This window comes from Pontibacter sp. CAU 1760, assembly GCF_054482735.1.
The window spans coordinates 1-14,082 of record NZ_JBTLRL010000003.1 but is presented as its reverse complement, the minus strand read 5'-3'; the positions used below and the strand labels follow the sequence as shown (position 1 = coordinate 14,082).

Annotated in this window: 11 protein-coding genes; 9 read left to right on the top strand and 2 right to left on the bottom strand. The window is 51.8% G+C overall.

Features of this window, described 5'->3' with window-relative positions; all coding sequences use genetic code 11:
* Positions 1 to 220: 220 nt before the first annotated feature.
* From hemG to ACXYMU_RS04850, 8 genes are all read left to right on the top strand, one after another.
* The gene (hemG, locus tag ACXYMU_RS04885) at positions 221 to 1,567 is read left to right on the top strand and encodes a protoporphyrinogen oxidase (RefSeq protein WP_458985241.1); all 1,347 of its coding nucleotides are present in this window, start codon (positions 221 to 223) and stop codon (positions 1,565 to 1,567) included.
* 17 nt (positions 1,568 to 1,584) lie between these two features.
* Positions 1,585 to 2,319, top strand: a complete 735-nt coding sequence (locus ACXYMU_RS04880; RefSeq protein ID WP_458985240.1) for a polyprenol monophosphomannose synthase — start codon at positions 1,585 to 1,587, stop codon at positions 2,317 to 2,319.
* 273 nt (positions 2,320 to 2,592) lie between these two features.
* Positions 2,593 to 3,537: a TerC family protein gene (locus ACXYMU_RS04875; protein ID WP_458985239.1), complete on the top strand. Its 945-nt coding sequence runs from the start codon at positions 2,593 to 2,595 to the stop codon at positions 3,535 to 3,537.
* 359 nt (positions 3,538 to 3,896) lie between these two features.
* Positions 3,897 to 5,000 (top strand): 3-deoxy-7-phosphoheptulonate synthase, encoded by a 1,104-nt coding sequence (locus tag ACXYMU_RS04870; RefSeq protein WP_458985238.1) that lies wholly within the window; start codon positions 3,897 to 3,899, stop codon positions 4,998 to 5,000.
* Between the two features lie 380 nt (positions 5,001 to 5,380).
* A complete protein-coding gene (locus tag ACXYMU_RS04865; RefSeq protein WP_458985237.1) occupies positions 5,381 to 6,262 on the top strand; it encodes a prephenate dehydratase in 882 nt (293 codons plus the stop codon).
* Positions 6,263 to 6,266: 4 nt separating this feature from the next.
* Positions 6,267 to 7,457 carry a pyridoxal phosphate-dependent aminotransferase gene (locus ACXYMU_RS04860; RefSeq protein WP_458985236.1) on the top strand — a complete coding sequence of 397 codons (1,191 nt, stop codon included), beginning with the start codon at positions 6,267 to 6,269 and terminating at the stop codon, positions 7,455 to 7,457.
* Positions 7,444 to 8,559: a chorismate mutase gene (locus ACXYMU_RS04855; RefSeq protein WP_458985235.1), complete on the top strand. Its 1,116-nt coding sequence runs from the start codon at positions 7,444 to 7,446 to the stop codon at positions 8,557 to 8,559. The genes ACXYMU_RS04860 and ACXYMU_RS04855 overlap by 14 nt, the downstream gene beginning before the upstream one ends.
* A 163-nt stretch (positions 8,560 to 8,722) precedes the next feature.
* Positions 8,723 to 9,046, top strand: a complete 324-nt coding sequence (locus ACXYMU_RS04850) for a DUF3817 domain-containing protein (RefSeq protein ID WP_458985234.1) — start codon at positions 8,723 to 8,725, stop codon at positions 9,044 to 9,046.
* 78 nt (positions 9,047 to 9,124) lie between these two features.
* Here ACXYMU_RS04850 and ACXYMU_RS04845 read toward each other — a convergent pair whose 3' ends face one another.
* Together ACXYMU_RS04845 and ACXYMU_RS04840 are read right to left on the bottom strand one after the other, a co-directional pair.
* A complete protein-coding gene (locus ACXYMU_RS04845; protein ID WP_458985233.1) occupies positions 9,125 to 10,177 on the bottom strand; it encodes a bile acid:sodium symporter family protein in 1,053 nt (350 codons plus the stop codon).
* Between the two features lie 88 nt (positions 10,178 to 10,265).
* Positions 10,266 to 12,269 carry a biosynthetic peptidoglycan transglycosylase gene (locus ACXYMU_RS04840; RefSeq protein WP_458985232.1) on the bottom strand — a complete coding sequence of 668 codons (2,004 nt, stop codon included), beginning with the start codon at positions 12,267 to 12,269 and terminating at the stop codon, positions 10,266 to 10,268.
* A gap of 318 nt (positions 12,270 to 12,587) precedes the next feature.
* Between ACXYMU_RS04840 and purB the strand changes: the two genes are divergently transcribed.
* A complete protein-coding gene (gene purB, locus ACXYMU_RS04835; protein ID WP_458985231.1) occupies positions 12,588 to 13,940 on the top strand; it encodes an adenylosuccinate lyase in 1,353 nt (450 codons plus the stop codon).
* Positions 13,941 to 14,082 lie beyond the last annotated feature (142 nt).

Below are 14,082 nucleotides of genomic sequence, written 5' to 3'. Positions count from 1 at the left end.
GCAATTCTAGGCGCAATCGTCACGAACCCGTTGAAAAAAAAATTGCATTGCCTGACCAACTAAGCCCGATTTAAAAAGTAGAGAAAGTCAAATACATACTTTGGGCACTCAAAAGCGTTTCAGGTAGTATATTCTGGGCACAGCTTCATTGGCAGTCTCCCCAGATACATTTTCCCTCTGTTCTTTTAATCCTTGAGCGGGCAGAGTTAACATTAAACGCATGAGAGTAGCAATTATAGGAGCAGGAATTTCAGGGCTGGCGCTGGCATACTACCTCCAAAAACTGGGGATAGGGTATGATCTGTTTGAGGAAAGCACGCAAGTGGGCGGAAACCTCCGGACCGTGAAGGTGCATGACTACTTGCTAGAGCTGGGCCCTAATGCATTGCAATTGACTCCAGAATTGGAAGAGCTCGTGCGCGAACTGAAACTGGAGTACCAGGTGGTGAAAGCATCCCCGGAGAATGAACGGCGCTATGTGCTGCGCAATGGTGCGTATACCCTCCTGCCCAGCTCTCCCTTTTCGTTGCTTTCCAGCGACTTCTTCTCCTGGGAAACCAAATACCGTATCTTGCAGGAAAAGCGCGTGCCCCCCGCCGACATCGATTATGAAACCGTGGAGCAGTTTTTTGAGCGCCGCTTTGGCCGCGAAGTGGCTGAGTATACCCTGCCGCACTTTATGACGGGCCTTTACGCTGGCAATCCCCAGAAGCTGCTTATGAGTAAGGCACTGCCGTACCTGAAGGAATTGGAAATGAAACATGGGTCCGTGCTGAAAGGACTGCTGCACCAACCAGACCAGTTCAGGCCGCACAGTTCCTTTTCATTTTCGAACGGCATGCATACCCTCCCCTGCGCCATCGCCGAGAAGCTGATTTCCCTGCATCTGGAGCACCATGTAGAGATGATCACCCGCAGCCAGGGCAAGTTTGTGGTTTCCTGTGCCTCTTCCAGCGACAGCGACACAGAGGAGTATAACCTGCTGGCACTGGCGCTACCGGCGCACCAGGCGGCAGACCTGCTGCAATACACCTTTCCGGGTATGGCTGCGGCCCTGCACAACATTAATTACCCGCCGTTAGCGGTCGTGCACTCCGTGTATAACCGCAAGGAGGTGGCGGGCCACCTGACGGGCTTTGGGGCTTTGCACCCACATGCCGAGGACGCCTTTGGCACAGGCTCCATTTGGAGCAGTGCCCTTTTTGAAGGCCGCTGCCGGCCGCATGAGGTGCTGTTTACTACCTTTGTGGGCGGCAGCCATGCGCCTCAGCACGCCATGACGGAGCGCTCGCAACTCATGCGTCAGGTACACCAGGAGCTGGCTGCACTGCATCAGATTTCAGCGGACAAACCAAACTTCCAGTACATGCACCTTTGGAAGCACTCGCTCCCCCAACACGACATTTACATAGAAGATGCGCACGAAATTGCCAGCCAGCTAGAGCAGGATGGCCTGTTCATAGCCGCTAACTGGCACGCCGGGGTATCGGTGGCCCACTGTATCCGGCATGCCAAGGAGCTTGCGCACAGAATAAATTTAAAGCGCCCTGCCAACCTCAATAGCTGATTGCCTATATTTGTGGCATGAAAGATTCGTTGGTCATAATCCCAACCTACAATGAACGGGAAAATATAGAGGGCATGGTGCGCAAGGTGATGCAATTGCCGCACCCGTTCGACCTGTTGGTGATTGACGACGGATCTCCTGACGGCACTGCCGGTATAGTGCGCGACCTGCAGTTTGAGTTTCCTGACCGGCTGCACCTCGAAACCAGGCAAGGCAAACTCGGCCTGGGCACGGCTTACATCCACGGGTTCAAGTACGCCCTTAACAAAGGGTATGAATTCATTTTTGAGATGGATGCCGACTTCTCCCACAACCCCAACGACCTGATGCGCCTCTACTACGCCTGCGCCGTGGATGGGTATGATGTGGCCATTGGCAGCCGTTACATACAAGGCGTAAACGTGGTGAACTGGCCCATGAGCCGCGTGCTGATGTCTTACTTTGCCAGCACCTACGTGCGCTTGGTAACGGGCATGCCTATTGCCGACACCACGGCGGGCTTTAAGTGCTACCGCCGAAAAGTGCTTGAAACAATTCAGCTAAACAAAATCCGGTTCGTGGGCTACGCTTTCCAAATCGAGATGAAGTTCCTTACCTATAAGTTTGGCTTCAAGATCAAGGAGGTGCCGATCATATTCACTGACCGTACCAAAGGCGTATCGAAAATGTCGTCAAGCATTTTCAAGGAAGCTGTGCTGGGTGTTATGCAGATGAAAGTCAACAGTTATTTCCGTCACTTCGACCGATATTAAGCAAACTTCCCGGGGCATGCATCCCCCTGCCTGCTCAACTGCATTCTTCTCCATAATCTCCTTTCAAATGCAGGTTACCCCATATTGATATGATGCTATACAGGATTGATCAGCATTCTAAAAGCTACCTAGCTTTTCTGTGCCTGTGCTTCTATCCTTTCAAATTATACTTCAGTAGGATTGCGTAATTGTAGGCATTTCCCATTAAATTTACTGATTCAGTAAAGTATTGCCCTTGCTTGCCCTGTGGCAAACACCGTTTAGTTTTCTTTTATGAATGACATCACGTTCTGGATTGTATTCAATGTTTTTGTGCTCCTGCTCCTCGGCTTGGACCTTTTTGTTTTCCACCGGAAAGAGCATGAAGTCAAAATAAAGGAGGCGTTGCTTTGGAGCGCATTCTGGATTGCGCTATCACTGAGTTTCAACGCCTTGATCTATTATTGGCAAGGCCCCGCTCCCGCCCTCGAATTTCTCACGGGTTATCTGATCGAGAAGTCGCTCAGCGTCGATAACCTTTTCGTCTTTATCCTGATCTTCAATTTCTTTAAGGTACCTACCAAATACCAGCACAAGATCCTGTTTTGGGGTATTATTGGGGCGCTGGTGCTGCGGGCTACGTTTATTCTGGTAGGGGTAGCCCTTATTGCAAAGTTTCACTTTATCATTTACCTGCTGGGCGGCTTCCTCGTGTTTACGGGGCTTAAAATGGCCTTTTCGCACGGCGATGAGGAAGTGCACCCGGAGAACAACCCATTGGTAAACTGGGTAAGCAAGCACATGCGTATCACCAAAACTTCTGTCGGAGGCAAGTTTTTCGTGAAGCACGATGGAAAGCTGTTTGCTACGCCGCTTTTCCTGGTATTGATTATGGTGGAAAGCACTGATGTAGTGTTTGCGGCTGATTCGATTCCCGCCATTCTGGCTATTTCTAAAGACCCGTTTATTGTGTATACCTCCAACGTGTTTGCGCTACTGGGGCTCCGGGCGCTATACTTTGCGTTGGCGGGTATCATGCAGTTATTCCATTACCTGCATTATGGCTTATCAGCCATTCTGGTGTTTATCGGGGCCAAACTGCTCCTCAGTGATCTTGTAGAAATAGACATGCGCTATGCCCTGGTTGTAGTGGGCCTAATCCTGACAGCATCCGTAGTGGCATCGTTACTGTTTCCTAAAAAAGAAGCAGAACAACCAGAACCCCCTGTTCATAAATAGGGGTAGTTATTAAATTATTATGATTTTGATTGCATAGCCCTCCATAAAGCATAGCCTATTTCTAATTTTTATATTTTTTAAGCATTTACACAATCTCTTGTTTGCATTTAGTAAAACTTTTACTTTACTTTGGTGCATAGAAAGAAACACATGAAAAGACTAGTCGCACAAATTCTATCCAACCGTAAGCAGATTCCTCTCGTGGGGCTCCGTGGGTAGTGCGATGCGCTAAAAGTTTTCGAACTGACATACCTCCAGAAGCCCCGCCCACAGCGGGGCTTCTGTCGTTTTAACCCGATTGTTCAACCCAAAAAACCAGTAGCTCACTGTAAACCCAAGAACACTTAACACCTAATCTCATGAAAGCTAGTAGAACAACCATCAATGTAGCACCAGAGAGCAGCTTCCGCAACCCGGACGGCACGCTTGTGCTGATTGCTGGCCCATGTAGTGCAGAAAGCGAAGAACAGATGCTAAAAACAGCCCAACAACTGAAGGATGTCAAAGGGATGTCAGTCTTCAGGGCCGGTATCTGGAAATCGCGCACGCGCCCAGACTCTTTTAAAGGAGTAGGCACGCAGGGACTACAGTGGCTGGAGATAGTGAAGCAGGAAACCGGGTTGCGCACCGCCTGCGAGGTAGCCAACGCCACCCATACGGCAGAGGCCCTGAAGCACAACGTGGACATCCTTACCATCAGCGGAAGAGCCACCGTGAACCCTTTCGCGATGGAGGAAATTGCCGCGGTGCTGAAAGGCACTCATACACCCATACTGGTAAACAACCCGGTATACCCTAGCCTGGATCTCTGGATAGGTGCCCTGGAGCGTTTGCAGCAAGCCGGCTTAACGGACATCGGCGTGATAAACAGAGGCTTTGCCACAGATGAGCAGTACCCTTACCGCAACCACCCGCGCTGGGACCACATGCTGCAACTCAAAGACCTCTACCCGCAGTTGCCTATCCTGTGCGATGCCACGCACATAGCCGGTCGGCGCAGCCTGCTGTACCCAGTAAGCGAGAAAGCGGTGGGTATGGAAGTGGATGGCCTGTTGTTTGAGTCGCACATCAACCCGCCGGCGGCCCTGAGCAGTCCGCAGCAGCAGCTGCTGCCGAAAGAACTGGATTTGCTGGTAAACGCAGTGGCCTCTAACGTGAAACTGACCGGCACCTCTGAGTTGGTGGACCACCTGGCGGAACTGAGCCAGCAGATAGAGAGCCTGGATGATGAGTTGCTTGAGTTGTTGTTGCGCCGCACTGAGATGTCGAAAAAAATGAGCGAGCGCCAGATGGGCAAATTGCAGCCAGGGCAGCCGGTGCAGCGCTGGCAAAGGCAACTGAACAGCCTGCTGGAACATTCTTTTGACCAAAGCGAAGAGAAAAGCCTGGTAGAGTCCGTATTGCTGGAGTTGCAGCACCACAGCAACCACACAAGTGGCTTAGGCGGCTCTGCAGTAGCCTAACACATTCATATTAGACCACGCCTGTTTTGCCCTGGCAACAGGCGTGGTTTAGCTTTAGCCTGCGCTTCGCTGGCAGTAAACCGCTGGCCTGCCCTCTAGCCCTTGCGCAAATTTTTCTTCTGTTTTACCAGCTTCCTTAGGCTGTTGGCAACTATTTTTGCTGATATTTTAACAAAAATTCAAAAATAGCTTTGCATTATAAAAATCCTTCAGTAGTTTTAGGGCATCATTACAAACAAGACAATCACCATGCATAACACGTTTTACTTTAGCTACTACTTTTTTGGTACCCCATAGGGGCTCCAGAGCTAAGCTATTGTGTCAGTGCATCACAGTATAAAACTCAGAGAGCCCCGCCAACAGCGGGGCTTTTTCTTTATATGGTACAGAACAAAATAAAAGTAGCGATACAGGGTGGGCCTGCCTCGTTTCATGAAGTTGCTGCCCAGCAGTGCTTCCCAATGTCTGACGTGCAAAGTATTCCTTGTCAGTCGTTCCGGCAGTTGTGCGAGGTGTTGCAGCAGGGTGAGGCAGACCGGGCCGTGATGGCGGTGGAAAACACCATCGCAGGCAGCATTTTGCCTAATTACAACCTGCTGCACCAATATAACCTGTTTGTTACCGGTGAGCTTTGGCTGCCCATTGAGCAGAACCTGATGGCGCTGCCCGGCCAGCAGTTGAAGGAGCTGACCAAAGTGGTAACACACCCGATGGCGCTGAACCAGTGCTCTGAGTTCTTGAAGCAGTACCCGGACATTCAACAGCAGGAAAGCCACGACACGGCTGACAGCGCCAAAGAGATCAGAGCAAAGGGTTTAATGGGCGTAGCCGCCATTGCCAGCAAGCAGGCAGCCGCTTTGTATGGCCTGGAGATGCTGGCAGAAAACATCGAGGACCGACGCGACAATTTCACGCGCTTTCTAGTCGTGAACCGGGAGCGTCCGCAGCAAATCAACGCCTTTTCTAATAAGGCTACGCTGCTGCTGCAGGTTTCACACGATGGCTCTTTGGCTGATATCTTCACGCAACTGAGCCTGCATCACATTCATACGGCGCTTATCCAGACGCTGCCGGCCACGGCGCGCAGCCATGCCCATTACCTGGTGATCGAACTGGAAGGTGAGTCGAGTGAGAACCTGCAGGAAACCATTGCTACGCTGAAGCCTTTGGTAGACTACCAGTACCTGCTCGGCCTTTATCAGAAAACAAAATACCCGGAGCATCCGAACCCAGCGAAAAAGGTTAACGCATTACAGCACTAGCACCATGATTATTCCGAAAGCAGACCGCCTGCAGCACGTGCAAGAGTACTACTTCGCCAGGAAGCTGGCCGAAGTGCGGGCACTTAACGAACAGGGCAAACAGATCATTAACCTGGGCATTGGCAACCCGGACCAGTTACCCTCCGCGGCTACTATTGAGGCCCTGCATACCGCTGCCTCATCAGGCACCGGGCATGGTTACCAGCCTTATACTGGCATCCCGGCTTTCCGGAAAGCGGTGGCGGAGTGGTACGGCCATACCTACCACGTAGACCTGACAGAGGCTGAAGTGCTCCCGCTGATGGGATCCAAAGAAGGCATCGTGCATACCTCGATGGCTTTCCTGAACCCGGGCGACAAAGTGCTGGTGCCCAACCCTGGTTACCCGGCCTACTCTTCGGCGGCCCGCTTGGCTGGTGCCGAGCCTGTAAGCTATCAGTTAAGCGAGGCAAACGGCTGGTTGCCGCAGGAGCAGGAGCTGGAGCAACTGGTGGCTGAAGGAGGTGTGAAGCTGATGTGGATCAACTATCCGCACATGCCCACCGGTACCGAAGCAACCCGGCAGGTGCTGGAGAATTTACTGGCTTTTGCGCGCAAGCACCGGATTTTGCTGATAAATGACAACCCATACAGCCTGGTGCTGCCAAACCAATCACCGCTGAGCCTGTTGAGCATACCTGGCGCGAAGGATTGCTGCCTTGAACTGAACTCGCTCAGTAAGTCGCATAACATGGCTGGCTGGCGCATCGGGATGGTGCTAGGCCAGCCAGAATACTTGTCCACTGTCTTAGCCGTGAAAAGCAATATGGACTCGGGCATGTTCCTGCCCTTGCAGGAAGCTGCCGTGGAGGCCCTGCGTAACGACAAGGAGTGGCACAGTGCCCGCAACCAGGTGTATGCCGCGCGTAAAGTGCTGGCACACCGACTACTCGACGAACTGAACTGCCGTTATAACCCGAAGCAAGTAGGTATGTTTGTATGGGCCCGCGTGCCCGATGCCATCACCGATGTGGAAGCCTACCTCGACGAATTGCTTTACGAAGCTGGCGTTTTCATCACTCCGGGCAAAATTTTCGGTAGCCAAGGGGAACGATATTTACGCGTATCGCTTTGTGTATCAGCAGACTTGTTAGAAGAAGCCATTAAAAGAATTAAACACCATAACTTACAAACCGTTAGCCATGAGCTCAAATAACCTTAGCATTACCCCTAACTCTAAAATCTTATACGGCGGTCCGCTGCCAACGCTTATCACCGGCCCTTGCAGCGCCGAGAGCGAAGAGCAGATGCTGCAGACAGCACGCGGCCTGATCAGCGACCATCGCGTACACATTTTCAGAGCCGGTATCTGGAAGCCGCGCACGCGCCCGGGTCTGTTCGAGGGTGTGGGCAGAGTAGGTTTGGAGTGGCTGCAAACGGTGAAGCAGGAAACTGGTTTGCCAACGGCTGTTGAGGTGGCTAACACGCAACACGTGGAAGAGGCCTTGAAGTATGGTGTGGATATTCTGTGGGTGGGTGCACGCACAACGGTAAACCCGTTCTCGGTGCAGGAAGTGGCCGATGCCCTGCAAGGCGTGGACATTCCGGTGCTGGTGAAAAACCCGGTTAACCCCGATATTCAGTTGTGGCTGGGTGCGTTGGAGCGCCTGAACAGAGCAGGCATTACGGATCTAGGTTTGATCCATAGAGGTTTCTCTACGCCAAACAACAAGCCATACCGCAACCACCCGAAATGGGAAACGATACAGCAAATCCGTGCGTTGGCGCCGGGCATCCCGCTTTTCTGCGACCCAAGCCATATTGCCGGCCGTCGCGACCTGTTGGAAACCGTAAGCCAGCAGGCCCTGCACCTGGGTGTGAACGGCCTGATGATCGAGTCGCACATTAACCCGGATGTGGCCCTGAGCGATGCCTCACAGCAGGTGACGCCTGAAGGCTTGACAGCGCTGCTGAATAAACTGGACCTTGACCACGAGCATGTAGCCAGCCCAGAGCAGCTTCAGGACCTGCGTAGCCTGATCGACCGTTTAGACCATGACCTGATCAACATGCTGTTCCTGCGCTCAGACGTGTCGAAGCGTATTGGAGAGTACAAGCGTGCCAACAAACTGGATATTTTTCAGGCAGGCCGTTGGAAAGACATCGTGGAAGATAGACTAAAATTAGCCAATGAGATTGGAGTGGACGAGAGTTTTATCAGCGCTATTTTCGATGCCATACACCAGCACTCCATCGGGGTGCAGAACGAGGTAATCAACATGGCCCCGAAAGCCTCCGAAAGCTCTGTTGAGAAGTAACATACTTCAGCTATAATTTCAGAAAGCGCGGCAGCCACTATACTTGCCGCGCTTTTTTTGTGGCCTCACCCCAATAATCTGACACATAAACTATGGTGGCAAAGGCACGATTCCTACTTTTGTGCTGTTGCAATGCAGCATCAACCAAATGAATTTTTAGCACATGAAAACTCCAATCTCCCGCCTCCGCACCGTAGGCATTTACGAAGGAATCTCTTACCTGCTTTTACTCGGGGTGGGCATGCCGCTCAAATATATGCTGGGTATTCCGGAGGTGGTAAAGTACGTTGGCTGGGCACACGGCGTGCTGTTTATTCTATACATGGTGGCTCTGCTGCAGGTCGTGCTGGTGCATCGCTGGTCTTTGCTGAAAGCGGCAGCTGGTGTAATCGCCTCGCTCCTGCCCTTCGGCCCGTTTATACTGGACAAGAAACTGTTGCACGCCGAAGAGGAAAAGGCTGCTCAGCGCCCAAGACAAGTAGCCTAAGTTTCATGCCTTCATACACGCGAATCGCCTGCCGGTAAATTATTGGCAGGCGGTTCGCATTTATACCCCTTGCACCTATTACTCCGCTCTTGTTGCCAATCCGGCTTTGCGCGCCGAGGCCTGGGCAATGATGCTGGCAGCCAGTAACTGAAAGGCATGGTACAGCATAATAGGCAGTAGGATAATACCGACCATATTGGCGTCTGGGAAGAGCACCTTGGACATAACAGTGCCGTGCACCAGAGATTTTTTGGAGCCGCAGAAAACCGCCGTTACGCTGTCTTCTCTGGAAAAGTCCAGCAAGCGGCTGACACCTGCAATGATAAAGTACACCAGGAAGAACAAGGCAATCAAAGCCATCCCCAGCAACAGAAGATTACCGAGGGTATAGCCACTGAACATATCCCGGGCAAAGGACTCGCAAAACGAGGTGAACACTATCAGCAGGATAATAACTTGGTCAAATACCCGGAGCCGCTTTTTGTTTCGCTCGGCAAAGCCGCCCCAGTAGCGGTGCAGCAAAATGCCCAGCACCACCGGCAATAACACCTGTAGTATCAGTTTGCCCATCACGCTGCCCAGGTCAAAATCGGTGGAGGTACCGGAGAGGAAAAGTCCCATCCAAAGTGGTGTCAGAAAAATGCCCATCAGGCTGGAAATGCTGGCGTTGAAGATGGCCGCCGGAAGGTTTCCACCGGCAATCGACACCATCACCACCGAGGAAGAAACCGTAGAAGGCAATGCCGCCAGGTAAAAAGTGCCGAGCCAAAGCAGTTCCTGCTCACTTCCTTCAAAAAAGGAATGCAAAGGCAAGATGAGTAGCGGAAATAGCACGAACGTACTGAGTTGCACCACCAGGTGCAGTTTCCAACTGCTTAGCCCGGCTTTCAGTTTCGCGGGGCTAAGGCGCAGACCATAAAAGAAGAAAATAACCGATACGCCATACCCTGCTAGATCGCCCAGCGAAAGCGGATCCCGGTCTACCCCAAGTTCCGGAAAAAACGAGGCCAGCACAATCATACCGACAAGGGCCAACAGGAACCAGTCCAGCCCGGCCCGTGCGGCCAGGGCACCCGCCCTGGGTATGAGGCCCACCGCGTTGCCTGCCTCTTTTTTAACGTTGTCTGTCATGCCAAAACCTGGATAGGGGAAGTCTTAAAAGCGTCACGGCCATACCGCAGGGCATGGCCGTGACAAATATAGTCGCCAATTTCCTGGCTTAAAAGTCCAGCAAGTCTATCGTTTCGAGTTCAAACTGGGTTGTATCCTGCTCTATGGCTGAGGTGTCACGGGACGTCACGATCAGATCGCGGGCACGGCCATAGAGGCGTACGTTCGGGTAAAGGTTCTCATACTCTTCTTCCGTAATCAAGCCGCGGCGGCGCATGATGCCTCCTATCAAACGATAGTAGTAGCCTTTATGACTACGCAAGTTGCCATAGCTGTCGAAGGAGCTGCGGTAACGTTTCGGGCTTGGGATAATACTGGTCAGAAAGATCGCCTCGGCCAGATTCAGCTCTGAGGGCTGCTTGCCGAAATAAAAGCGCGAGGCATCCTTTGCGCCATATACATCCGGCCCCCATTCGATGATGTTCAGGTATACCTCAAACATGCGGCTCTTAGACACCAGGTTCTGGTTTTCGATCAGCCAAACAATAATAGCTTCCTCTACTTTTCGGGCTACTGTTTTCTTCCGCGACAGGAACACGTTCTTCACGAGCTGCATAGAGATCGTGCTACCCCCTCTGGCAAACTCCTCTTTCTCGAGGTTTTGGATGATTGCCTGCCGGAAAGCTTCCTCATGGAAACCCTTGTGGCTGTAAAAGCCAGCGTCTTCGGCCGTCAGGATAGCATTGCGTAAATGCCTTGATATTTGCCCTATCGGGCTGTAAAACGGGTTGGATGGGCCAACAGTAAACGTTCGGACGGGTTTGCCATACTCATACACGGTATGCACAAAAGAGCCGTTTATCTTTTGGATATTGGTGTTGCCCCACTTCAATATCTTGAAATCCTCGGTAGCATCCAGGTCGGAGTTGAAGACCAGCTGCTTCAGGCTGTCCATGTTCACATGGAAGTTCAGGTCATACTGCAGTTTCCCCTGTGCTTGTATACCCTCCAGGTTCTCAAACAGGCCCGTAGGCAGCGAACCAAAAAAATCGTTGGCGGGCACCTGCTCGGTCTTTACCTTCAGATCTATAATCTTGGAGTCCTTGTTCTGATAAGAGACAAATACATTGGCTCGGGCATTGTTCACGCGCACTTCCGTCAGGCTGTCAACCACGTATAGGTTCTGCCCCAGCGTTACCACATAGTCAACAGCCGCCTCACGCACATTAATGTCTTCTTCGCCAGCCAGTTTGGGGTGGTTCAAGGTCAGGTTGTTCACTTGGGCGCTTCCCCGCATGGTCAGCTTTTCGTTTCTGAAACTTTTATCCACCAAGCTAAACCGCACCGTGTCAAACGACACCGCCGCATTCAGTTTGTCCTTGACGTAAGGGAGCCGGATGCCCATGTCATCGTAGGCGTAAAGCTTGCCCGCAATATTGTAATCCTTGGGGTCGATGGTGCCATATACCCGCATGTTGTTTGCGATGGAGTCCGTTAGCACCGAAACCTGCGACTCGATCCGCCCATCGTCCACCCGGAGGTATGGCATCTTGATATCGATGGTGCGGTTCGGGGAAGTGTAGGAAGCATTGAGGTTATCGAAGTCTACCTGATCCGGTACGTTCTCAAAGGCAGTCTCCAGCACACGGTTCAGCAGGGCACCGTAGTTGCGGTCCTCGGCTGTTGTGTCGGCGGGCACTTCTTCTGTCCCTTCGTCGTCCTTTTTAAACAGGAAGCCGAAATTGTTCTTGTCGCCGTTTTTCACTGCCGTTAGAAAGCTGTTGTCCACTTCCAGTCGCTTAAAAACGATGCGGCCAGCGAAGATCGACCGAAAACTAACGGAAGCATACACACTGTCTGTCCGGAAAAGCGTGTCTGCCTTGTGCGGCACGAAGGAGATGTCGGTCAAGACCACCGAGTTCCAATCCACAAACTCAGCGTTCCCGATGGTCAGGTCGGCGGGGTATCGGTTCTCCACTTTTTCCTCGATCAGGCCAAGGGTATACCGCAACACACTGCTCCTGAAAACAAAGAACACTACCACTAATAGCACCAGAAAGGCAATGATGCCTCCGAACACAATTATAAGCCTTTTTCTTAATCGATGATCCAAAATAGTTTGATAGAAATTAGAAAAATGGTTTCACCCTCCCGTGCAGCCTGCAAGATAGGGGATTCTCCGCATAAAATTGACGATGCAGCAGTGTGCACGCTCCTCACGTTCTACGGAAATATTTAACTTAAGATATATTATACGTGCCCCTGTTACAAGCATGGTGCCAAAGCCTGGCCACTCCGCCCCTTATCATGGTAAATAGCAACCATTTACACACCAAGCAAGGAATTCATATATGCTCCGGCGTAATTCGGGGCCAAGGCGTTGGCATCCTGAGGCAAACGTATGTATCTTTGGTCAAAGTATTTTTCCTTTATGAACCTGACATCACTAACCGCTATTTCGCCGGTGGATGGGCGCTACCGCCGCAACACGGCCGACCTTTCTGCCTATTTTTCTGAGTTTGGCCTTATTCGCTACCGTGTATTGGTAGAGGTAGAGTATTTTATTGCGCTCTGCGAGTTGCCATTGCCCCAGTTACAGCACGTGGATAAAGCTACCTTCCCGAGGCTGCGCGAGATCTACGGGCAATTTTCGGAGGCCGATGCACTCAGTATCAAAGAAACCGAAAAGGTGACGAACCACGACGTAAAGGCAGTGGAGTACTTCTTGAAGGAGAAATTTGATGCCTTGGGGCTAGGTGATTCAAAGGAGTTTATACATTTTGGCCTGACCTCGCAGGATGTGAACAATACGGCAATTCCGCTCTCCCTGTTGGAGGCAGACAGGGAGGTGCTTCAGCCAGCTTACCAGCAGCTACAGGAGTCCCTGACAAGCCTGGCAAAGGAATGGAAAGACATCCCGATGCTGGCGCATACCCACGGGCAACCCGCCTCACCGACACGCCTGGGCAAAGAGATCATGGTGTTTGCCGAGCGCCTGCAGGCGCAGTTGCAGCAGGTGCGTCAGGTGCCTTTCTCTGCCAAGTTTGGCGGCGCGACTGGTAACTTCAACGCGCACCACGTGGCATACCCTTCTGTCGACTGGCCTGCCTTCGGCAACCGCTTTGTGCAGGAAACGCTGGGGCTTCACCGTAGCCAATACACGACCCAGATTGAGCATTACGACAACCTGGCCGCTTACTTCGATGGCCTGAAGCGCCTAAACACTATCTTACTGGATTTCTCGAAGGATGTGTGGCAATATATTTCCATGGGCTATTTCAAGCAGAAGATAAAAGCGGGCGAGGTTGGCTCTTCGGCCATGCCGCACAAGGTGAACCCGATCGATTTTGAGAACGCAGAAGGCAACCTCGGTATCGCGAATGCGATATTGGAGCACCTAGCGGCAAAGTTGCCTGTTTCCAGGTTGCAGCGCGACCTGACAGACTCTACAGTGCTGCGTAACCTGGGCGTGCCGCTTGCACATGTGGTGGTAGCCCTTAAATCGTTGGAGCGTGGTATTGGCAAACTGGAGCTAAACGAGGCCGCTTTACATGCCCACTTAGAAGCAAACTGGGCTGTGGTGGCCGAGGGAATCCAGACGGTATTACGCCGCGAAGGTTACCCGCAGCCTTACGAGGCGCTGAAAGCCCTCACCCGCAAAAACGAAAAAATGACCGAGCAGCGCATCCATGCATTCATAGATACGCTGGAGATAAATGATGCCGTGAAGGCCGAACTTAAGCAGATCTCGCCGTTCAATTACACAGGCGTGGACTTGCTGTAAGCTTCTTCACTACTTATTATGTCTTGTCCTGAAATAAGTTGACGGATTTTAGACGAAATTACTTTTTAATTTGAGACCTCCAGTGCATTTGTATTGGAGGTTTTCTTTTTCCACTGTTTTGCCTTTAGCTTACTTTGCCGGT